20 protein-coding genes and 2 tRNA genes are annotated in these 20,844 nt (G+C 36.1%); 10 read left to right on the top strand and 12 right to left on the bottom strand.

Annotation, left to right across the window (positions count from 1 at the left end; genetic code table 11):
• The first annotated feature begins 1 nt into the window (after position 1).
• The 3 genes from MKJ01_RS04865 to MKJ01_RS04855 all read left to right on the top strand — a co-directional run bounded on the left by MKJ01_RS04865 (position 2) and on the right by MKJ01_RS04855 (position 1,797).
• Positions 2-75, top strand: a tRNA-Asp gene (locus tag MKJ01_RS04865).
• Between the two features lie 32 nt (positions 76-107).
• Positions 108-181, top strand: a tRNA-Asp gene (locus tag MKJ01_RS04860).
• A 575-nt stretch (positions 182-756) separates the two neighbouring features.
• Positions 757-1,797 carry a L,D-transpeptidase gene (locus tag MKJ01_RS04855; RefSeq protein ID WP_241612190.1) on the top strand — a complete coding sequence of 347 codons (1,041 nt, stop codon included), beginning with the start codon at positions 757-759 and terminating at the stop codon, positions 1,795-1,797.
• On the opposite strand, the gene MKJ01_RS04850 is transcribed toward MKJ01_RS04855, so the two are convergent.
• The 3 genes from MKJ01_RS04850 to MKJ01_RS04840 form a co-directional block, all read right to left on the bottom strand.
• On the bottom strand, positions 1,794-2,324 hold the full coding sequence (locus tag MKJ01_RS04850; RefSeq protein ID WP_241612188.1) for a hypothetical protein: 531 nt from the start codon (positions 2,322-2,324) through the stop codon (positions 1,794-1,796). The genes MKJ01_RS04855 and MKJ01_RS04850 overlap by 4 nt on opposite strands.
• A gap of 1 nt (position 2,325) precedes the next feature.
• On the bottom strand, positions 2,326-3,651 hold the full coding sequence (locus tag MKJ01_RS04845; RefSeq protein ID WP_241612186.1) for a PDZ domain-containing protein: 1,326 nt from the start codon (positions 3,649-3,651) through the stop codon (positions 2,326-2,328).
• Between the two features lie 170 nt (positions 3,652-3,821).
• Positions 3,822-4,460, bottom strand: coding sequence for an alpha/beta hydrolase (locus MKJ01_RS04840; RefSeq protein WP_241612184.1), 639 nt, complete (start codon positions 4,458-4,460; stop codon positions 3,822-3,824).
• 244 nt (positions 4,461-4,704) lie between these two features.
• Here MKJ01_RS04840 and MKJ01_RS04835 point away from each other — a divergent pair, with 244 nt between their 5' ends.
• On the top strand, positions 4,705-5,160 hold the full coding sequence (locus tag MKJ01_RS04835) for a hypothetical protein (RefSeq protein ID WP_241612182.1): 456 nt from the start codon (positions 4,705-4,707) through the stop codon (positions 5,158-5,160).
• A 127-nt stretch (positions 5,161-5,287) separates the two neighbouring features.
• Here MKJ01_RS04835 and tyrS read toward each other — a convergent pair whose 3' ends face one another.
• Complete coding sequence (gene tyrS / locus MKJ01_RS04830) at positions 5,288-6,583, bottom strand: tyrosine--tRNA ligase (protein ID WP_241612180.1); 1,296 nt, start codon at positions 6,581-6,583, stop codon at positions 5,288-5,290.
• 211 nt (positions 6,584-6,794) lie between these two features.
• Here tyrS and MKJ01_RS04825 point away from each other — a divergent pair, with 211 nt between their 5' ends.
• On the top strand, positions 6,795-7,355 hold the full coding sequence (locus MKJ01_RS04825) for an RNA polymerase sigma factor (RefSeq protein WP_241612178.1): 561 nt from the start codon (positions 6,795-6,797) through the stop codon (positions 7,353-7,355).
• A 32-nt stretch (positions 7,356-7,387) separates the two neighbouring features.
• On the opposite strand, the gene MKJ01_RS04820 is transcribed toward MKJ01_RS04825, so the two are convergent.
• Positions 7,388-8,020, bottom strand: a complete 633-nt coding sequence (locus MKJ01_RS04820; protein ID WP_241612176.1) for a hypothetical protein — start codon at positions 8,018-8,020, stop codon at positions 7,388-7,390.
• Positions 8,021-8,129: 109 nt separating this feature from the next.
• Here MKJ01_RS04820 and lipA point away from each other — a divergent pair, with 109 nt between their 5' ends.
• Positions 8,130-8,996 carry a lipoyl synthase gene (gene lipA / locus MKJ01_RS04815; protein WP_241612174.1) on the top strand — a complete coding sequence of 289 codons (867 nt, stop codon included), beginning with the start codon at positions 8,130-8,132 and terminating at the stop codon, positions 8,994-8,996.
• Positions 8,997-9,178: 182 nt separating this feature from the next.
• Positions 9,179-10,381: an MFS transporter gene (locus tag MKJ01_RS04810; RefSeq protein ID WP_241612173.1), complete on the top strand. Its 1,203-nt coding sequence runs from the start codon at positions 9,179-9,181 to the stop codon at positions 10,379-10,381.
• 95 nt (positions 10,382-10,476) lie between these two features.
• On the opposite strand, the gene MKJ01_RS04805 is transcribed toward MKJ01_RS04810, so the two are convergent.
• From MKJ01_RS04805 to MKJ01_RS04780, 6 genes are all read right to left on the bottom strand, one after another.
• Positions 10,477-10,857, bottom strand: coding sequence for an STAS/SEC14 domain-containing protein (locus MKJ01_RS04805; RefSeq protein WP_241612172.1), 381 nt, complete (start codon positions 10,855-10,857; stop codon positions 10,477-10,479).
• 202 nt (positions 10,858-11,059) lie between these two features.
• Positions 11,060-12,244 (bottom strand): VWA domain-containing protein, encoded by a 1,185-nt coding sequence (locus MKJ01_RS04800; protein ID WP_241612171.1) that lies wholly within the window; start codon positions 12,242-12,244, stop codon positions 11,060-11,062.
• A gap of 17 nt (positions 12,245-12,261) precedes the next feature.
• Positions 12,262-13,857: a DUF4139 domain-containing protein gene (locus MKJ01_RS04795; RefSeq protein ID WP_241612170.1), complete on the bottom strand. Its 1,596-nt coding sequence runs from the start codon at positions 13,855-13,857 to the stop codon at positions 12,262-12,264.
• Between the two features lie 135 nt (positions 13,858-13,992).
• The gene (locus MKJ01_RS04790) at positions 13,993-14,667 is read right to left on the bottom strand and encodes an SIMPL domain-containing protein (RefSeq protein ID WP_241612169.1); all 675 of its coding nucleotides are present in this window, start codon (positions 14,665-14,667) and stop codon (positions 13,993-13,995) included.
• Between the two features lie 333 nt (positions 14,668-15,000).
• Positions 15,001-15,354, bottom strand: a complete 354-nt coding sequence (locus tag MKJ01_RS04785; protein ID WP_241612168.1) for a hypothetical protein — start codon at positions 15,352-15,354, stop codon at positions 15,001-15,003.
• A gap of 142 nt (positions 15,355-15,496) precedes the next feature.
• Positions 15,497-16,882, bottom strand: coding sequence for a VWA domain-containing protein (locus tag MKJ01_RS04780; RefSeq protein WP_241612167.1), 1,386 nt, complete (start codon positions 16,880-16,882; stop codon positions 15,497-15,499).
• A gap of 124 nt (positions 16,883-17,006) precedes the next feature.
• Between MKJ01_RS04780 and MKJ01_RS04775 the strand changes: the two genes are divergently transcribed.
• The 3 genes from MKJ01_RS04775 to MKJ01_RS04765 all read left to right on the top strand — a co-directional run bounded on the left by MKJ01_RS04775 (position 17,007) and on the right by MKJ01_RS04765 (position 20,287).
• A complete protein-coding gene (locus MKJ01_RS04775; RefSeq protein WP_241612165.1) occupies positions 17,007-18,791 on the top strand; it encodes a histidine kinase in 1,785 nt (594 codons plus the stop codon).
• Between the two features lie 58 nt (positions 18,792-18,849).
• On the top strand, positions 18,850-19,584 hold the full coding sequence (locus MKJ01_RS04770) for a LytTR family DNA-binding domain-containing protein (RefSeq protein ID WP_241612163.1): 735 nt from the start codon (positions 18,850-18,852) through the stop codon (positions 19,582-19,584).
• A gap of 160 nt (positions 19,585-19,744) precedes the next feature.
• Complete coding sequence (locus tag MKJ01_RS04765; protein WP_241612161.1) at positions 19,745-20,287, top strand: lipocalin family protein; 543 nt, start codon at positions 19,745-19,747, stop codon at positions 20,285-20,287.
• Positions 20,288-20,352: 65 nt separating this feature from the next.
• Here MKJ01_RS04765 and MKJ01_RS04760 read toward each other — a convergent pair whose 3' ends face one another.
• Entirely contained in the window at positions 20,353-20,829 is a 477-nt protein-coding gene (locus MKJ01_RS04760) for a hypothetical protein (protein WP_241612159.1), read from the bottom strand.
• Positions 20,830-20,844: the final 15 nt, after the last annotated feature.

The following is a 20,844-nucleotide window of genomic DNA, read 5'->3' as shown; positions in this document are numbered from 1 at the left end:
TGATCCGGTAGTTCAGCTGGTTAGAATGCCGCCCTGTCACGGCGGAGGTCGCGGGTTCGAGTCCCGTCCGGATCGCAGAAGTTTTATCAATTTCTTTTTAAAAAATTGATCCGGTAGTTCAGCTGGTTAGAATGCCGCCCTGTCACGGCGGAGGTCGCGGGTTCGAGTCCCGTCCGGATCGCAAGATAATCCTACAAGAAATTGTAGGATTTTTTGTTTCTGTAATTCCAGTTATATGGATGAATTTAAATTGATATTTTGATAGTGATCTGAATAAACCTGTATTACCTGCGATTCTGAAAACCTGTTTTTCTATAGTATTATCTCATTTACCAGAATTGATAACGGTTCCATCATAACATTGATAGTACATGCAATTACAGAATTATTATACTTTGGACATCAGGACTATGTTTAATATTCTTTACCGGTTTGATTTTATTTAACTAATACAATCGCAAAGTGAAATTACTTTATGCCGGTTATTATTACTGCTTATCTTTTTTAGTAAGTACATTAAGAAAAAATCGATAAAGAAACGGGATCTTAATTTTCCATGGTTTGGATGTTTAAATTATTATATTTAATTTGAAAATTTATATACCGCTTCTGAAAATAATTAAAATAAACAACAAATTTTTTCACTAATTTACTGATCTATTTTTCTTTTTTGTGGTATTAACACAACAGGCAGTGGATGATACGGATTTAGGTCTGATTTTTGTATAAACAGCAGGACAAAGATCAAGTGTATCCATGAAAAAAATATCTTTAAAAAAATCATTCTTATTCACGTTATGTATGGCCCTAATGCTGGCTTCCTGTAAAAAAGAAACAGAGAAAGCCGGCAATAAAATTAATGATGCCGCTTCTTCAGTTACAGAAAATTCAGATGCTGAAAAAGATTCGGTGACCGTAAAAAGAGATTCTGTAGTCCAGAAAGAATCATTGCCTCCGGCTATGCAGGAAGACGGTTTTTACAACGCCTTCATCTTTCCGAAGGATAAAAAAATGAAAGATTCTTTATTTTCCGTTTTTAATAAAAAATATTCTGAAAAAGAACGTTATGCAATCTTGGCTTTAAACAGGCTGGATTCAAAAAATAAACGCAATGCCGATACATTAGTGGTACCGGCAAAAATAGATACGACTCTCATGGAATATTCTCCTTTTCCCATGCAGATCGATGTGTTGAGCCCTGTGAAAAAATTTGTGGTTTTTTCTTATCCTATTCAGGCCTATGGTGTCTATTCAAATGGGACTCTGGTAAAGTGGGGTCCTACCAGTATGGGTAAGAAAACAGCTAAGACCAGAACAGGCTTAACATTTGCCAACTGGAAGAAACAATTGGCCATTTCTACGGTAAGCAGTGAGTGGAAATTACCTTACAATTTTAATATTTTCAATCTGGATGGGATCGGATGGCACCAGTATGAGTTACCGGGATATCCGGCTTCACACTCATGTTTACGTCTTCTGATGAACGATGCCAAATGGCTGTATGGATATGCGGATACATGGGTACTTAATCCAGGAGGAGCTACAACCAAAGCGAAGGGAACTCCTGTGTTGGTTTACGGAGATTATAAGTGGGGCGGGAGAAAGCCTTGGAGGAAATTATTGAATGATCCTACAGCAAACAACATTTCTGTGGAAGAAATGACCAAGATGATTCAGCCTAATATTGAAAAGATATTGAAGGAACAGGATAACAGGGAAAAAGTGGTTGATTCTATCAGAGCGGCAAAAGCCCAATTGGAGCAGATGCCGCAAAATCCGAAAACAGAGGAACCTTAATTTGTCTTCTCAAACTGTAAAGTAGATTCCTCGGCAAACTTTCTGAGCTTCATCATTTCATCTTTACTCTTGTGCTGCCCGAATCGTGCAGCTGCATAGGTAAGTAAAATACAGAACAGCATAACAAATGATGCATTGAGTGCCCAAGGAAATTCAGTGCTCTTAATTTGTTTTTCCACATAGTACATTGAAAAAAAGACCATCCACAGGATCGAAAAAGAAAAATACAGAAACATAAAAAATGTCCAGACTGCGGAACTCGGTCCGAAAATACCCAGAATCGCAGTCTTTTCATCTTCTGTTTCGATTCTTAGTGATAGTCTCGGTTTCCAGTATCCTTCATGCGGCGTTTCTACACAGATGGTGGCAATTTCCTTGTTGATATTGCCGGAAAATTCATCTCTATGTTCTGCAAGATACGTTTTAAGGTTTTCAGCATACTGTTCTTTAGTAAGGTGAGTAAACATTTTGAATCTTGGCCGGGTTCTGATTTTATCCAGTGTTGTTTCTTCGGTGTTTGTATCCATATTATTGTTCTTCATAAGGGATCGGGTCTTCCAGAATAAAGCTTAAGGTCATGGGTTTGTTTTTTCTTTCAATAAGCATTTCTATTCTTCTGCCTTCTTCTGATTTCATCAGATCCATAATCTTCAGCAGAGTCATATCTGCAGTTTTCTTGCCATTAATGCTGACCAGTTTATCATCTTTTAATAATCCGGCTCTTGCCCCTGGTGAATCTTTCCGAACTCCCGCAATAGAAAAGACAGGTTTTAATACGAAATTATAAAGTAGGCTGTTGTTAATCACCTCAGAACCTCCATTTACAGTATTATTTTTTGCAGGAAGGCTTACCATATCTTTTGTCCATTCCAAACCGTCTTGTTTAAAATCAAGTCCGCTCATATTAAAATGAAAGGGATCGTTAAAATTACGGTTTTTCTTTAAGTAGATCTTCTGACGGGCATAATCAAAACCTATGGTAAAACGCCTGATGATCTCGCCGCCGATGGAGCCTCTCCTGTTTTCGACCTGGTTGACATGCTGAATAGAATATTCATCCGGCATTGCGGTAAGCGGTTTTTCAAATTTAAATTTCCCCAGATAGAAATGATGGATCCTGCTCCTTTTACCGTACACATCGCCATTAAACCCTCTGCCCAGAAAATCATCAATATACGGCCGTTTATACGTAAAGCCGGGAATCAGGGCAGGGAAGAGCCATATCGGATCACTGTTTCCAAGATCAATAAGCAATTTTGAATTTTGTTTTTCATGAGTAATTTCTACATCAGCAAAAATATAGGGTTTGTTTTTTTCAATGCTGATGCTGAACTGTTCATAATTTTTTACTTTTTTCTTAAAAAGCGTCTCATCGTTGTACACCGTTATTTTTTTTGCTCCATAATCGATTATTACCGGATGATTTTTAAAAAAGTGATAACCGATAATTCCGTTTACCGGAATTCCTACATGAGAAGAAATATTAAAATCCTGATCGACAATAATAAAAAGCGTCATGGAATCATTGATATAATCTTTTCCGATTCTTCCAACATTATGGTCCGAACGGAATCCGTCAATGCTGGCATTTCCGCCCAATCCTGAGAATTTTATTTTTTCAAGGCTGGTGAGTTTTAGTTCCTTATTTTCCAGACTGAATATAGAGGTTTCCGCAACGCCTGTATCCAGTAAAAAAGTAAGATCTGCACCGTTGACATTAACAGGAATAAAAATTAAATTATTGATAAGCTTAAAGGGAATTACCGTTTTTTTAGCATTGCGGATTTCAAAAGAATTCTGGGCACTGACTAAAATGCCTAAGAAAAATACCCAGAAATACCGTTCTGCTTTCATACATTGAATGTACAGAATTTATCTTTATCATAATAAAAAACATTATTAATTATCAGAATGTTTATGGGTTTTGTAATAATCTCAGAAAAAGTATTGGTATTCCGTAAAATTTAAAAGGTTTAGAATGCTTTTTTAATATGAATTCAGCAAAGGATTTTTAAGAGAAAGCCTTATTTTGAAAAGAAATCCATCAGATCCATATAGTTTTTCTGATTCACTCCATGTCCGTTCATATATTCTCTGAAAGTAAAATAGCAGCTGAGATCATACAGCAGGTCTGCCGCTTTTCTTCCCCATTCCAAAGGTATTACAGCATCATCTGTCCCGTGGGAAATAAAGAAACGCAACTTTTCAAGCTTTTTCTTGTCTTTTACAATATCAGTTAACAGTTTTTCTTCCGGATAGCTGCTTAAGCAAGCTACGAGATTAAACATTTCAGGGTATTGTAAAGCAAGCGCATAACATAAAATACCACCCTGGCTGAAGCCGCAAAGATGAGTTTTGCCTTCGGTAATCCCGTAGTGATTGATAATTTTTAAAATACTTTCCAGAACACTGTTCAATGATTCTTGTGCCTGTGAAACATCGATAAACTTTTCCGGATCGTTAAAATTGATATCGTACCAGGAAAAGCCTTCAAAATCTGTAGATCTAGGTGCTCTGAAACTCACGATAATCCAATCTTCAGGAAGTGTCTCTCTAAAACTGAAAAGATCCTGCTCATTACTTCCGTAGCCGTGAAGCATAAAAAGAATAGGAGTATCAGGAGTAATATTTTCAGGTTCTCTTACAATGTAGTCTAAATTCATAAGGCAAAGATAATTAATAATGATTTATTTTAGTGAGATAACGTAAAAATGAGACCAATTGAGAACTGATGACAAGATGTCTAATTTAACAGTTAAAAGTCATTCAATATTTGAATAAAAATTACGTTATAAACATTTATTAATTTGATATTATTTAGAAATCTTTATTGGAAAATTTTCATAAAAGGTATTTTTATATTGATAAAAAACCTATATTTGAAACATTAAAAATCTATTTGGAGAAATGAAGCAATTTTACAAATCAAAAAGTTTATTAAGACTTTCTTTTTTATTCGCGGTACTATTTTCTGTAATTTCAGTAGTCAATTCCTGTAAAGATGACGATGATGAGGATCAATTTACAGATCATATTGTAATGTTTGAAGCAAAAATAAATGTAAAAGGTCCAAGTACGCCTCCGTCAACGCCTCCTCCAGCGAATTTTAAGACAGTAGTTACTCAGATAGGAACCAGCCCGAGTACAACGTTTAATCCAACCGGCACTACATGGACATCCGGTGAGCAGTTTGTAAACTCAAGCCAGGCTCAATTGAATCTTGCAGCCAATGCGGTTCTTCCGTATTCAGATTCAGAATTAATTATTAACATCTGGGTGGATGGAGAAATTGCAAAGACAAAAAAAGTAATAGGGTCGGGAGAGAAGAACTTATCTACGTTCTATAGCTTTCTTGAATTATAAAATATATTTTACTTATATAAATCAAAGACTGTCATCTGACAGTCTTTTTCGTTTCTACACTAAGAAAAATATAGGGCGCGAAATTTTTAATTTCGCGCCCTGTTGTTTTGTATCAATTCAGATCGATTTAGAGCACTTTCACAATAAAATAACTTTTTTTGCCTTTTTGAAGCAGCAGGAAAGTACCGTCAATAAGATCAGTTTCATTTGCAGTAAAAGTATCATTCACTTTTTGTTTGTTCACAGAAATAGAATTGCCTTTAATTTCTCTTGAAGCTTCACTTTTAGACTTCAGAAAACCTGATTTCTCAGAAAGAAGATCAACAATCGGTATTCCCAATACTTCCGCTTTAGCAATTTCCTTTTGAGGAACACCTTCAAAAACTTCCAGGAAAGTATTTTCATCAAGGCTTACCAGATCTTCAGCAGTTGATTTTCCGAAAAGAATGTCAGAGGCCTTCACTGCTTTTTCATATTCTTCTCTGCCATGCACCCAAACCGTCACTTCTTCAGCAAGTTTCTTCTGAAGTTTTCTTTCGTGTTCAGCAGTTTTATGCTCTGCAATCAAAGCTTCAATCTCCTCCTGGCTTAAAAAAGTATAAAATTTAATAAATCTTTCCGCATCCGCATCCGTAGCATTAAACCAAAACTGATAAAACTTATAAGGTGAGGTTTTCTTTTTATCCAGCCAGTAGTTCTCTCCGCTTTCCGATTTTCCGAATTTAGAACCGTCAGCTTTCGTAATCAAAGGAACCGTTAAGGCAAATGCTTCCCCACGTGCTTTTCTCCGGATAAGTTCCGTGCCTGTGGTGATGTTTCCCCATTGGTCAGAACCGCCCATCTGAAGTTTTACATCATTGTTCTGGTACAGATGAAGAAAGTCGTAGCCCTGAATCAGCTGGTAGGTAAATTCTGTAAAGCTCATTCCGTCGGCACCGCTTTCCCCCGAAAATCTTTTCTTTACCGAGTCTTTTGCCATCATATAATTTACGGTAATGTTCTTTCCTACATTTTTAGCAAAATCAAGAAAAGAAATATTTTTCATCCAGTCGTAGTTATTCACCAGTTCCGCTTTATTGGGTTCATTTCCGGAAAAATCCAGGAATCTGGAAAGCTGGTTTTTCAGGCAGTCTACATAATGTAAAAGCGTTTCTTCATCCAACAGGTTTCTTTCTGCAGATTTTCCCGAAGGATCACCGATCATTCCCGTAGCCCCGCCTACCAAAGCGACAGGCTTGTGTCCATGACGCTGAAAATGGGCCAGAATTTTGATCTGGATAAGACTTCCGATATGTAAAGAATCAGCAGTAGGATCAAATCCGATATACGCAGTAGTTACCTCTTTGTTCAGTTGTTCATCGGTTCCCGGCATCATATCGGCAAAAAGACCACGCCATTTCAGTTCTTCTATAAAGGAATTCATTGATATTTTTCTTTAAATTATACGGTGCAAAGATAATAAATTCAGTGGGAAAGCAGACGGGAAAGTTAAAGGGTGGGAACAGGAACATTTAAAGTGTGAAGGTTGATAATCTACAAGTTTTGGCACTCACATTTTTTCAGCGGAAAATTAACCTGCAATCGGCATAGTCGCATTTTGCGGATTCCGAGCAAATCTGTTATATTTGTTTCTAATGAACGACGAACAATTATTCCTGCTTATCGGTAAGGCGAAATCCAAAGACCAGAAAGCCCAGACTAAGCTCATCAATATTTTTTGGGTGGATGTCTTTGCTTTTGTCATGAAAAAAGTTCATGATGAGAACGATGCCGATGAAATTACAGTGAATGTTTTTTCAAAAGTACTTTCCAAGCTGGATATGTATGATCCTCATTTTCAATTTAAGACCTGGGTTTTAACCATTGCCCAGAATACCATTATTGATTTCTGGAGAAGGAAGAGCAGGGAGAATCAGGATCCTACTGAAAACCTGGAAGAGGTGAAAAACCAGTATGCCAAATCTCCTGAGGAGCTTATGATCTCTGATGAGGAACAAAAAAAAATTATCAAAACCATTGAATCCCTGGATGCCAATTATCAGGACATTATTAAACTGAGGTTTTTTGAAGAGAAGAGCATTAAGGAAATCGCAGAAGAATTGGGAATTTCTGTTGCCAATACCAAAGTAAGGGTAATGCGTGCAAAAAAGGTGCTTGCCGAACTGTTAAAGAATAACGGGTTTGAAGATAATTGATTATTTACATACTTAATTACGCCTGTTAAAAATTAATAGTAAACCTCTTCCTTTGTTTTGGGAAGGATAATTTTCCTTTGCTGTTTTTGGTTTCTGTTCTGAAGATTGATTTTCAAGCCTTTTTTTGTATATGTTTCCTTTTTGGATTTTCCGTATTCTGCAGTATTTTCCACTTCTTTTTCAAAATTAAGCTGTCCTGTCGAAAGATTAAAATCAACGTTTGAAAAATATTCCTCCGGCTTTCCGTAAGTAGATTCATAACCGATCATCTCAAACCTGCCGTTCTGAAACCTGTATTTGTCAGTATAGCCCCATTTCCAGCTGCTTCCTCCGGCTTGTGTAATCATCAGTATTCCGTTTTTGATTTCGGTATTCTGATAAGGGTCGCCCATCATACCTCCTGCATTACTTTCCAGAACCGCATTTCTTGATTTTTCCAGAATTTTCCATTTGTTTCCTGCTTTTTTCAAAATCTGAATTTCACGGATATTTCCCATATCAGTAGTATCTCCGGTAGTATAAATAATGACTTTTTCAGGAACTTTATCTCCGTCAAGGTCACCGTCAACCGTTTGAAGTATTTCAGAATCTTTCGGCTGAAATTCACTTTGGGCAAAACAAACAATACTGCAAATGGCGAACATGAAGCAAAAAGGAATTTTCATAATAATATTTTAATCATTTAAAATTACAAAATTATCTGTTTCATCAATCTTTCTCTTTGATTGTTTCGATAAAAAATTCACTAACTTTGACCCTCAATTTGAAAAATAAATGGAGAATCTAGTTCAGGATACCACCGTTCAGAAGCCAAAATGGATTCGTGTAAAACTTCCTACCGGAAAAAATTACAGAGAATTGCGGACTTTGGTCGATAAATATAAATTAAATACCATTTGTCAGAGCGGAAGCTGCCCGAATATGGGTGAATGTTGGGGAGAAGGTACGGCAACATTCATGATTTTAGGGAACATCTGCACAAGAAGCTGTGGGTTTTGCGGGGTAAAAACCGGAAAACCGCTTGATGTGAACTGGGATGAGCCTGAAAAAGTGGCCCGTTCTATCAAATTAATGAAGATTAAACATGCCGTTTTAACATCCGTAGACCGTGATGACCTGAAAGATATGGGATCTATACTTTGGGGCGAAACAGTGAACGCCGTAAGAAGAATTTCTCCTGGAACTACCATAGAAACATTAATTCCTGATTTTCAGGGAATTAAAAAACATCTTGACAGAATGGTAGAGGTTGCTCCGGAAGTAATTTCCCATAATATGGAGACGGTAAAACGTTTAACAAGAGAAGTAAGGATCCAGGCAAAATATGAAAGAAGCCTTGAGGTTTTAAGATACCTGAAAGAAGCCGGACAACGCAGAACAAAAACAGGTGTCATGCTGGGGCTGGGCGAAACAAAGGATGAAGTGTTCCAGACGATTGAAGACATCAGAAATGCCAATGTGGATGTGATTACCTTAGGACAGTATTTACAGCCTACCAAAAAACACTTACCGGTAAAAAAATTCATTACTCCTGAAGAGTTTGATGAATTCGGTGATTTTGCAAGAAACCTGGGATTCCGGCATGTGGAAAGCTCGCCCTTGGTAAGGAGTTCTTACCACGCAGAAAAACATATCCACTAAAATACAAATCGCTTCAGACGGAGCGATTTTTTAATGCTGATGTAATAATGTGACAGAGAAGTTAATATAGAACCGGTTTATATCATTTTGGTTCATGCAGAAGTGATAATCTCTATCGAATTTTGCATTTTAATATATGGGACTTTTGTTTTCCCTAACATAATCAATATAAAAGGTAAATAATGAAGATTGATAAAAGAATCATTCCGCTGGCGATCGGTGGTTTGGGAATCGGAACTACGGAGTTTACGATTATGGGCCTGTTGCCTGATATGGCGAAAAGCCTGAACATCAATATCCCTGAAGCAGGACATTTGATCTCTGCCTATGCTTTCGGAGTCGTGGTTGGTGCACCGCTGTTAATAGGATATTCCGTAAAGTTTCCGCCCAAAAAGGTTTTAATGGCCTTGATGGTTATCTTTACTTTTTTTAATGCATTGTCTGCTATAGCTCCGGATTATACGATCATGATGATTATCCGTTTTCTGTCAGGGCTTCCGCACGGCGCTTTTTTCGGAGTAGGAACGGTAGTTGCTACCAGAATGGCAGCGAAAGGAAAAGCAGCATTTTATATCTCCCTCATGTTTACGGGTCTTACTGTTGCCAATCTGGCCATGGTTCCTTTGGTCACATATATCGGGCATACTTTCCACTGGAGGTGGTATTTTGCTATTGTTTCAGTCATCGGATTGCTGGCGTTGCTATTTCTAAAACTTTGGCTCCCTGTATTGGAAACCAATAAGGATACCCATTTTATGGAAGAGTTGAAATTCCTTAAAGGAAAACAGGCCTGGATGGTTTTAATGATCACGGCCATCGGTTTCGGAGGACTTTTTACCTGGTTCAGTTATATTACTCCGCTTATGACAGTGGTTTCAGGAATAAAAGAGAGCAGCATGGCTTATGTTATGATTCTTGCCGGAGCTGGAATGGTGGTAGGAAATCTCGCTGGCGGTTATCTGTCAGACCGATTGAGTCCGGAAAAAACATGTGTGTTGCTGATGTCTTTAATGATGATGTCCTTGGCGGGAGTGTTTTTCTTTTCAGAATACCAGGCGGTTTCATTGGTCCTGACGTTTATCTGCGGTGCCTTATCCATGTCTGTAGCTGCTCCGATTAATATCATGATGATGAAAGCCGCTCCGAAAAGTGAAATGATGGCAGCTGCTTTTATGCAGGCTGCTTTTAATATTGCTAATGCGATGGGTGCCTTTTTCGGGGGAATTCCTTTAGAAAAAGGCTATTCTTATAATTATCCCTCGCTGGTAGGTGTCGGAATGACTTTTCTTGGATTAATTATCGCATTCTGGTATAAAAACAAATACAGTTCACAGCAGCCTGATAAAAATAAACTGGCCACAGAATATATTTCATGTGACCGATAACAGAAGCGGCGGGTTCTCTGAACACGCCGCTTCTTAATTACGTATACGTGACAACTTTAATAATAAAAGTTAAAAGATAGAGTTCAAATCAGCAACTAAGCTTCTACTTCATCCCCATTTTTGCACCAGTATAAAGCATTATAAAGGTTTTCTTTAGGGAAAGATTTGAATTCACCCGGCATCAGAACACTGAAAATATCAGTAAAGTTCTGCACGCCTTCCTTATCGGTAACGATGGCAGCCCTGTTCCATTTAGTTAGATTTTTTAATCCTAAAAATATATCCTGCAGCCATGCTCCCATCGTAAAATTATCCAGGTCTGTATCAAGGTATAATAAATAATTAAGCTCATTATATTGCTCAACCTTCTGTTTTACATGAGGGATGACAAGGTTTTCAAAATCTTCTTTGGTTATTTCTCCTGTTGCATTAAAAGCAGCAACATTCTCCGGAGCTTCTGGAATAATCGTGATCATATCGTTATATTTTATCGTGGTTTGGTGTTACGGTAAAACAAAAATTAAACCAATACGTTATTCGAAAAAATAGGAAAAAGTAATTCTTATGCGCTTGATAAACTAAAAAGCTGCAATTCCGGAAAGAACCTGCAGCTTAACAAAGTATTAAAGATTTTCTTGGTTATAGTTTTTATAGATCACCAATCAAAATTTCTAACAATTACGAACGGTATCCGTTTTTCTTAGCCAGTTCGAGAACTGATTTTTCAATGGCTTTTCCAAGGTCGTCAGAGTCAGAACCTCCGCGTTTTTTCATTTCAGCATCAATGAAAGACTGGCGTTTTTTAGACAGTACTTCAATTTCTTTCTGAATTTTATCTCGCTCGGCAGATTTTTGGGCAATAGCTTTTTTAATTTCCTCTTTGCTTTTTCCTTTCAGTTCTGAAGGAAGCTCTTCTGCTTTTACGGTTGACAAAAAATTGGCATCTTTTTCAGCCCGGTCCACCAAATCCCAATGGTCATTTTTGTAAGCATTTTTCTTCGACTTTGCTACCGTTCTTTCCACTGCATTAGAAACGGATTGGATTTCCGCATTTTTATCCTGAGCGACCTGTTTATTTTTAAATTCCGAGCCACGGGTTCCGTAATAAATGTAAGTATCGTTCAGCTTTGTATTGCATTCCGAAATTCTTACATCATAAGGTGTTTCAATATAAATTACCTTTCTGTCACTATCGATGTTGAAATATTTTCCATCGCCCAAAGATGCTCCGTTTTGCCAGAGCATCTCGATTCCTTCATCACGGCTTCCGCAAAAAATGGTATTGGTATAAATGTTTTTCTTTTTTGCATTGGAAATAACTTCTTTATAATTAAATCTTCCCTGATTAAAAGGTTCATTTCCTGCAATATAGATCAATTTCATACTTTTCTCATTTCCGTCCCAGTTTAGATTAGTGGAAGCATCACGAATGACCGCTCCGCAATATTCACTTCCGCCATTGGTTCTCAATGCAAACAGCTTTTCCGAAATCAGATCAAGATTCTGAGTCAGCGGCGCAACCTGTCGTATGTAATTTTCATCCCTCAGTCCATCATTTCCGTATTCATACAAAGCAATTTCTACTTGCGGAGCTTTTCCGTTATACTTTAATGTGGTTAATGTATTTACAATATTCCAGAGTCTTGATTTTGCCTGATCAATCAATCCGTCCATACTGTTTGACGTGTCAAGCAAAAGCGCAACCTGAATTTTATTCTCTTTCAAAAGATGATCGGAAGGCTTGGTCTGAATAAGACTTTTAGGTTCTTTTCTGTGGATGGCTTTATCTTCACAACTTAGATTTGATACATTGGCGGTTAAAAAAGCCGTGCCTAATACGAGTGTTACAATTTTTGTGTTCATTAGGGTATTTTTTAAAATTATCTGCTGTAATATTGTATCTGTAGGTCCTTCGGATATTTTATTTCGTAGGAGAAATTTATTTTTTCAGAACCTCCGCTGCCTATTGTTCTGTTCCATAGAATACTTCCTGTTATTTCATCATAATTTCCATCATTGATTTCCGTAGCTTTTATTGCAATTTTAGAATTCTCACTGATCGGCGTTTGGTCGAGAATTTCCAGATCGATACTTTCTTTCGTATTATTTCTGATGTTGATCTGATATTTTTCTGTTTCCCATATATTAGAATTGTAGTTTTTACGGGATGTTTTGTCCTCTAGTTTTGTTCTTTTTACCACAATTCTTTCATCCACTCCAAGAGAAATCGGGAATTCATCTTTTATATAATTGCTGGTGATGGTAGTTTTGCCGATGTAATTATCTTCAAAATAAATATTGGCTTCTCCTGAAATCAGATTAAGATTCTGCCATTTTTTAACAAATGCCATCAGAAAAACCTGATTGCTGAGCTTGGGAACTGTATGATATTTATACGTTGCATCGATCTGTTTTTTGTCCAGAATTACATACTGTTCTTTTTCCTGGCTCATGATGTTCTGGCTGTATTTCAGTTCATACAAAATATTCATCTGGCTTTCAGTAATTATTGCAACCGGAATTTGGCCAGGTTCAGCAGCTTCATCTCTCATTTGGTAGGAATTTATTTTCGCAGAAGATTCTTTCCGCTGATAATTTCTTGTTTCTGCCTGTGAATTGTACGGTATATATTCTGCAACATACAGCGGCAACAAAATCGGTCTGTTTTGATTATACGAAGGCCTGTATGTGGAAACAAACAGCTTTATATTGTTCCAGTCCTGTCCGGTTTTCTGATAAATTTTTCCTTTGTAAACAATTTCCAAAGGATTTTTTACATTTTCAGCTCTCAGATCATAAGACGGAACCCATCCTGCATTGGCAACAACGTAGCTTATACCAAGATTTAAATTAATTTCATTTTCCGCTAAGATTTCCAGCACAAGTTCTTTGGTATTTGTATTTTGATGAGGTTGATTTTCTGCAAATTTTTGGTTGATCTTCGTAATATCTTCATCGAAAACACTTCTCTGCTCATTCAGAAGAAAAACCTGATTGTCTATGTCGAGCATTCGTTTCCTGTAAAATCCGGTAAGCTTAATGAGCTGCTTTTGGGGAGTTTGCCTGTCGTTGGCAGAGATTTTCAGGTTATCATTAATGATCTTTTTTTCGCCTTCAAGAGTATTAATTTTAATGCTCAGCAGATCTGCTTGTCTTTGAATTTTCTTTCTTTCAAGCTCAAGTATTTTATCACTTTCAGACAATTCACCAGTTTTTAAAACAGATGTTTGTGGAGTAATGGAAAGAAGGGTAGTCGTCTTTTCAAGATTTATTTTATACGTATTCTCATCGAGATCATTCGGGAGATTGGTAATTCGTACCGTATTTTTTCCTTTTTTAAGACTGACGTTTGTACTTCCGAAAACTTTGGCTCCTTGCAAAAATACAGTGGCTTGCTTTACATCAATCTCTTTCTTTATTTCCTGTGCCTGGAACATCGAAACAGAGCATAGAAGACATATTAAAAAATATTTCATAGTTTATTTATTTTTCCTGAAATAAAATTACGCCTTACGGGAAGCCGTTTTTTGGAGACTTGGTGAAAACAGACTTTCAATTGGTGAACATTTTCAATAAAAAAAGACAGCCGTTTCAGACTGTCTCTATTTATTTTAAAGAATTTCGTATTTTGTTTTGATGCTGTATTTCAGCTTGATGTTTTCAATGTTATCAAACGAATAATCTACATTGGTATCCGCCGCTTCCATCTGAACATTGGCAACTTTGCTTCTGTATGCCATCGGAACGATCATATCACTTGTGTAATCTTCAATTTCTGTAATTTCAAGCGGAGTTCCGGTCTTTTTACCGATGCTTTCCATCAGGTAATCGGCTTTTTCCTTAGCTGCTTTCAAAGCATTGATCTTGACGATTTTTCTGAAATCTGCGATTTTTGTATTTTTAATCTCTGCAATATTGATATTGCTTACCCATTTCTGGTTAAGATTTTCAAACAAGCTTCCCATATCCGTATTTTTAGTTACTTTAAATTGGAAGCTTTTCGTGAAAACTTTTGTTTTAGAGTACATGTTCTGATACATCGATTTGAATTTGATGTCTTCATTTTTCACACCGCCGTTTTTCAGCAGGTCAAACAGTTTTTTCTCATTATTGACAAGATCGTTCTTGTTGTCACCTTTAATGCCGACGTTAAAGATAATTTCATCCGGTTCGACTTCCATTTCTGCAACTCCTGTTACTTCGATAAAATTCTTTTTAGTTTCCTGTGCGTTAATCAGACTTCCAAATGTCAGCAGTCCGATCAATAAAAAATGTTTCAGTTTCATAATTTCCTGTTTTAATTTTAAACTTCTACTGTAAAATTACCAGGATTTGAAAATGAAAAGTCCCAGACTTGGTGAATGGGAAGTTTGACTTGGTGAGTTTGGCTTTTAGTAAAATTTCATTTCAGCTACGTTTGTCATTCTTTAAGAATCTAATAGCGGATTATTACATAATATATAACCTTTCTTAGCATGACAAGTTGTATAGATATTACCGGATATTTAAAATGCTGATAGAAACCCTTAGCCCCGATTGCAATGAAAATCCTTTTTTGAAAAAAAAGATTGTAATGGAAAGCGGGATCAAGCTTCAGATAAAAAAATTCTGAAATTATTCTATCTATCAGTAAGAGTAATGGATCTGCCGTTTTGGGTAGTGAGCTTTTTCTCTCCACAGAATAATTTTGTTTTTATAATCAGTCCGTTCTCATTTTCTGAAATCGTATAGGTATTTGCTGTTAAAAGGTCATTGTCAATGGTATGTTCAAACAATTTGGTGGAATCTGACCGGTGGACAGAATAAAAATCGACCTTATAATGCCCGACTTCCGTCTGATAATATCGGTAAATGATTTTTTCATTCAGCGTGCTTGAAATAATTTTTGTTTCGATGAAATCACTTTGTTCCAGAAAAGAGCAGTTTTGCAGCAATAACGCAGGAAGCAGGAAAAAGTAAAGATGTTTTTTCATAGTTATATCTGTTTAGTAAATGTAGCCATTGTTAACCTGTTGATTGTTAACAGTATTTCAATTCTTAGTTTACGAAATGTTTATATATGATTCGTGATGTAAATCGCAAAAAAAAGACAGTCTGGAAGCTGCCTTAACGAGTTTAATAATAATATTGAGGATTTTTCTTTGGAGCATATTGTAAAGCGATATCGTAAACTCTTTTCAGGTCTTCATCGTTTTTATCGCAGAAAGACTGGTAATAATCGATAATGTTTTGCATTGACTTTTTAGTGTTTTCCATATCAGCCTGTGAAAAATCTTTTGCCGCTTTTTTAAGTTCCGTTGTCATTTTTGCGATCTGAAAGTTTTTCTTCAGTTCTTTTTGAGTCGATTCTGTTGATACATCATATTCTCTTTTTGACGAAATATTTTTTGTTTCATCATTCTTTTCATAGGTTAAAGATGCTGTAATCTTAGAGTTTTCCGTTTCCTTTTTTTCAACTTCCATCAGGAAGATCTGGGTCTGTCCGCAATCAAGATTTTCAAGCTCAACTTCTACCTGATGGTCAGAATTATACTGAGGTTCATATCCATAGAATTTTTTGATTTTCATACCTTGTGGAATATTGATCGTCAGTTTTGGCTTTTTCCCGATATTGTAAAGAAGACTTTCCAGCTCATCTTTAAATGTTTTTTGAATATCGGTTTCGTTTTCTCCGATGAAATAATTTGAACCTCTTCCGTACGCTGCGATTTTTCTTAATAAATCAAAATCCAGTTGTTGTCCGACTCCAATGGTACTGATGTCGATTCCTTTGTCATTAAACTCTTTTGATTCCTTTAAGATCGTTTCAGGATCGGTGATTCCGGAGTTTGTCATTCCGTCGGTCAGAAGAATCACTTTGCTGTTATATTCTTTTGTATTGTGTTTTTGTGCTTCAGAATATCCCATCATCATCCCCGAATGGATATTGGTAGATCCGGAAGGATAAATACTTTCGATGATTCGGTCTAAATTTTCTGCAACATCTTTTAATTTTGATGATTTTAAAACAAGATTGGCTTGGTCGTCAAATTTTATAATGGAAATCATATCATCAGGTTGTAATCCTTTTACGAAAACTTTAAGTGCTTTTTTTACTTTCTCCAGTTTTCCGCCGCCCATTGATCCGCTGTTATCGATCACCACAGAAACATTCACTTTATTGGAATTTTCTCTGCTCGTTACATTTTGTGTGTCCAATCCGATTTGTAATAAAAATGTATCATCTGAATTCAGAATCACGTTGTCATAATCAATACTTAAAGCGACTTCATTCTTCTTCGGAATTCTGATCTGATGTTTATGATAGTTCATAAAATCTTCTACAATAATGGTGTTTTCGTTGAGAAATCCGCTTTCATTGCTGCTGGAAAGTCCGTTACTTACAGTATGAGCAACAGAACCTGTAGAAACTCCTTGTTGTCCTTTTGAAATATTGAAAATGAATGTTACGGCAAAAAAGCAAACCCATGTGCTTTTATTTAAAACAGATAAATTTTTCATAATTATTGAATTAGGTCACAAACTTAGCTTCATAATTTGAGCAGAATCGGGAAAACTTGGTAAAAGCCGATTTTGGCTTGGTGAATAGTTTTCTACAAACTATATATATGTATATCTTTGTTTTATGAAAATGTTTCGGTTTTTTACGATCTTCTTATTAATGATGTTTGGGAATATTGTATTTTCTCAGACAGTAAATGCGGCGTCGGAAATTAAGGTTCAAAGTAAAAAACTGCAAAAAGCATTCGATTCAAAAGATGAAGCATTGCAGGCGGATTCTTACTACAATATCGGGGAAACTTTTTTCAACGATGGGAATTTTCAGAAAAGTGAAGAATATTACAGCAAAGCAAAAAATATTTACGAGAAATTAAATGATAAACCGAATATTGAAAAAGTAAGCAGAAAATTAGCGCAATCTCAGGAAAAGCAGAATAAAATTACGCCGGCCATCAACAATTACAGCAGAGCAGCGGAAGTAAGTCTGCCTAAAAGCAAAGCCGTTAATTCAAATGATGTCACAAGACTTTCTACAAATTCTTCCTCGGTTAAAGAAGACGCGATTTTAAGCAATATTCAGCTCAATGAAAATGAAAAAAATAATGGCGATTTGGCAGCGAGTTACAGCCAGATGGCGGATGTAAATATTCAGCAGAAAGATATTCCGAGGGCAGAAAAAAACCTTAATGATGCTTACAAAATTTCTAAAAAAGAAGCACCTCAGCAAGCGCTGGAAATCAATCAGAAATTAACTGATTTTTATGTTGAAAATAAAAAATTCGACAAAGCGATTGAAGCGAAAAAAACAGTTTTGAAAGAGGATTTTGTAAAAGGAAATTCTCAGAAAGAAGTGGAGCAGATCCGGGAACTGGCAGATATTTATATCAAGAAAAATGATCCGCAGGAAGCAATTAATTTATTAAAGAAATCTTACGGAATTGCTTTGGATAAAGGGCATACCTTGGAAGCACAGAAAAGTGTAAAAAAACTGGACAGTTTGTATAATGTTTCAGGAAATACAAATGCATCCGTTCAGTTATACCGTGATTTTCTCGGGAAGTTGCCGGATCTGGTTTCGAAAGACAAAAGTTTGATTGATAATAAAATTCTTGAAGATACGGAACAGAGAATTGCTCAGCTGGAACAGGAAAAAAAATTAAAAGACGAATTGATCCGCAAGAAAAATCTCTTTAATTACAGTTTAATTTTTGCATTGATTATTTTAATTGGCTTAATAATTTTCATTTTCAGAACCTTAAAAAAAGTTCAGATTAAAAATAAAAAAATCGCATTGCAATCGCTCCGCCGCGAGATGAATCCGCATTTTATTTTTAACAGCCTGAACAGTGTAAACCATTTTATTGCAACCAATAACGAACTGGAAGCCAACCAGTATTTAACCAAATTTTCAAAATTAATGCGTGGCGTGATGGAAAATTCTACTGAAGATTTTATTCCGTTTCAGCAGGAACTGGATTTGCTTCAGAATTATTTAGCCTTAGAAAAAACGCGTTTCGCTGACAAATTTGACTACGAAATTGATGTTGATGAAAGTCTGAATACCCACAGTCTTAAAGTTCCGGGAATGTTGGTTCAGCCGTTTCTCGAAAATGCGATCTGGCACGGACTTCGGTACAGGACCACAAAAGGATTTTTGAAATTAAGCTTTGAAAAACAAAATCAATATTTAAAAATTACTATCGAAGACAATGGAATAGGAATTGGGGAAAGCAAAAAATTAAAAACCGAACATCAGAAGAACAGAGAAGGCCGCGGAATGAAAAACACATTAGAAAGAATTGCTTTACTAAATGATTTGTATCAGCAGGAAATCCAATGTAAAATCACCGATAAGAAAGATATGCAGGGTGTGTCTGTTGAAATCAGTTATAAATTGGTGAACAAATAAAGTGAAAGTGAATCTTTAACCTTTTATCAAAAATCTACTACTTAAAACCTGAAAAGATATGAAAATAAAAGCTGTAATCGTAGACGATGAAGTTATTGCAAGAGATGTTTTGAGGAATTATATCAAAAAATATTGCCCGCAGGTTGAGATTTTAGGTGAAGCGGAAAATATAAAAGAAGCGGTTCCTCTGATTGCAGAAAAGCAGCCCCAGCTTGTTTTTCTTGATGTCGAAATGCCTTTCGGAAATGCTTTTGATGTCCTGGAAGCGACAAAAGAGTTTTCTTACGAAACGATTTTCATTACGGCATTTTCTCAGTATTCTCTGCAGGCGTTAAATAAATCGGCAAGTTATTACATTTTAAAACCCATTGATATTCAGGAGCTCATCGCAGCCGTTAATAAAGTATCCGAAAGTATTGAAAAAAAAGAAGAGCTTAACCGGAATAAAATCCTCCTCGAAAATTTAAAATTAAAACCTGAAAAACAGCAACTTATTCTCCCAACTTTACAAGGTTTTGATGTGGTGAAAACGGAAGATATTCTGAGGCTTCAGGCAGACGGGAACTTTACGCAGGTGTATCTCACGGATGGTTCAAAGAAAATGGTGTGCAGGTTTTTAAAACATTTCGATGATCTGCTGGAAACTCCTTTTGTAAGGGTTCACCGGTCTCACATTATCAACACGGGTTTTGTAAAGTCTTACCATAAAAGCGGCACAGCAACTCTGTCAGATGATACAGAAATTGAAGTGTCCGGCAGTTTCAAAGACAACTTCCTGAAAGTTTTCTCTTAAAAATTAACAATATTACACTTTATGAGTTGATAAACGCAATATCAGGATGTCTTTAAAATCAGTTTTTAATTAAAAAATTGTGATAAGGATATCAAAAAGCATAACGGAAATTTCGGGCATCATTTTTGAACTTTAGCGTACCACATAAAATATTGTTATTATGAAGACGTTACAAAAAATAGCGATTCCTGTATCGCTGGGTATTTTGGGACTGATGATTTTAAACGCATGCTCTGTCGGAATTCCCAAAGGAGCAATCGCCGTACAGAATTTCAATGCAGATAAGTATCTTGGAAAGTGGTACGAAATCGCCCGTTTTGATTATAAGTTCGAGAAAGATATGGATAATGTGACGGCTACCTATTCTAAAAATGAAGACGGAAACATCAGCGTTGAGAACAGAGGATATAATTACGTGAAAAAAGAGTGGAAAGAATCTGTTGGTGAAGCCCGATTTGTCAATGACCCGTCAGAAGCAAGATTAAAAGTTTCATTCTTTAAACCAATCTGGGCTGGATATAATGTAATCGACATCGATGATGATTACCGGTATGCCTTAGTCGTTGGAAACAGTGTAAAATATATCTGGATTCTATCAAGAACCAAAGAAATTCCTGAAAGTATCAGACAGAGATTTTTAGAAAAAGCAAAAAATATCGGTTATAACACCGACGAACTGATCTGGGTGAAGCATAATCAATAATTAAGATAGCAATATTTATATATAATTAATAAAGTCTTTTATTATATGAATGAAAGGCTTTTATTTTAGTTGAGGTTTTTGTATTCTTTCCATTCTTCAAAACGGTGGTCGATGATCTGTTTCATCAGGTCATAATTTTCGTAGGTGTCTTCAATATGATAAAACGTTTCATATTCGTAGTCTTTCTCCTCGGCATGAGCATCAAAAAGATTAACATAGTCATCTGCAAATGAGCTGAATCTGTTTCCGAAATCGGTATCGTCTTTATAGTAATCTTTTGCAAAACTGTTACCCATATTATTTAAATCATATTCAGAAAACTTTCCATCCATGATCTCCATAACAAATTCTGCACCTGTAATTTCTCTCCGTTTTAAGCTTTCTATTGCTTCTTCAGCATCTTCTTTCAGTTCTTCAGAAATAAAATCCCGTTGAATACACCAGTTCAGGAACATTCCGGTGTGGGTAGCGCTGTTTTTTTCAGGAAGTCCTTCAGGAAAATCACTTCCGTAGTGCCATGAAGCATTATCATATGTAGACATATAAATTATAGTTTA

Origin of the sequence: Chryseobacterium sp. SSA4.19 (genome assembly GCF_022601875.1) — a bacterium.
Lineage (GTDB): Bacteria > Bacteroidota > Bacteroidia > Flavobacteriales > Weeksellaceae > Chryseobacterium.
Note: the sequence above shows the minus strand (reverse complement) of the source record. Positions and strands in the feature narration are given on the sequence as shown.

Bases quoted from the DNA above. Each gene is read 5' to 3' on its own strand.
- MKJ01_RS04855 (WP_241612190.1), top strand. From the start codon at position 757: ATGAAAAAAATATCTTTAAAAAAATCATTCTTATTCACGTTATGTATG.
- MKJ01_RS04850 (WP_241612188.1), bottom strand. From the start codon at position 2,324: ATGGATACAAACACCGAAGAAACAACACTGGATAAAATCAGAACCCGG.
- MKJ01_RS04845 (WP_241612186.1), bottom strand. From the start codon at position 3,651: ATGAAAGCAGAACGGTATTTCTGGGTATTTTTCTTAGGCATTTTAGTC.
- MKJ01_RS04840 (WP_241612184.1), bottom strand. From the start codon at position 4,460: ATGAATTTAGACTACATTGTAAGAGAACCTGAAAATATTACTCCTGAT.
- MKJ01_RS04835 (WP_241612182.1), top strand. From the start codon at position 4,705: ATGAAGCAATTTTACAAATCAAAAAGTTTATTAAGACTTTCTTTTTTA.
- tyrS (WP_241612180.1), bottom strand. From the start codon at position 6,583: ATGAATTCCTTTATAGAAGAACTGAAATGGCGTGGTCTTTTTGCCGAT.
- MKJ01_RS04825 (WP_241612178.1), top strand. From the start codon at position 6,795: ATGAACGACGAACAATTATTCCTGCTTATCGGTAAGGCGAAATCCAAA.
- MKJ01_RS04820 (WP_241612176.1), bottom strand. From the start codon at position 8,020: ATGAAAATTCCTTTTTGCTTCATGTTCGCCATTTGCAGTATTGTTTGT.
- lipA (WP_241612174.1), top strand. From the start codon at position 8,130: ATGGAGAATCTAGTTCAGGATACCACCGTTCAGAAGCCAAAATGGATT.
- MKJ01_RS04810 (WP_241612173.1), top strand. From the start codon at position 9,179: ATGAAGATTGATAAAAGAATCATTCCGCTGGCGATCGGTGGTTTGGGA.
- MKJ01_RS04805 (WP_241612172.1), bottom strand. From the start codon at position 10,857: ATGATCACGATTATTCCAGAAGCTCCGGAGAATGTTGCTGCTTTTAAT.
- MKJ01_RS04800 (WP_241612171.1), bottom strand. From the start codon at position 12,244: ATGAACACAAAAATTGTAACACTCGTATTAGGCACGGCTTTTTTAACC.
- MKJ01_RS04795 (WP_241612170.1), bottom strand. From the start codon at position 13,857: ATGAAATATTTTTTAATATGTCTTCTATGCTCTGTTTCGATGTTCCAG.
- MKJ01_RS04790 (WP_241612169.1), bottom strand. From the start codon at position 14,667: ATGAAACTGAAACATTTTTTATTGATCGGACTGCTGACATTTGGAAGT.
- MKJ01_RS04785 (WP_241612168.1), bottom strand. From the start codon at position 15,354: ATGAAAAAACATCTTTACTTTTTCCTGCTTCCTGCGTTATTGCTGCAA.
- MKJ01_RS04780 (WP_241612167.1), bottom strand. From the start codon at position 16,882: ATGAAAAATTTATCTGTTTTAAATAAAAGCACATGGGTTTGCTTTTTT.
- MKJ01_RS04775 (WP_241612165.1), top strand. From the start codon at position 17,007: ATGAAAATGTTTCGGTTTTTTACGATCTTCTTATTAATGATGTTTGGG.
- MKJ01_RS04770 (WP_241612163.1), top strand. From the start codon at position 18,850: ATGAAAATAAAAGCTGTAATCGTAGACGATGAAGTTATTGCAAGAGAT.
- MKJ01_RS04765 (WP_241612161.1), top strand. From the start codon at position 19,745: ATGAAGACGTTACAAAAAATAGCGATTCCTGTATCGCTGGGTATTTTG.
- MKJ01_RS04760 (WP_241612159.1), bottom strand. From the start codon at position 20,829: ATGTCTACATATGATAATGCTTCATGGCACTACGGAAGTGATTTTCCT.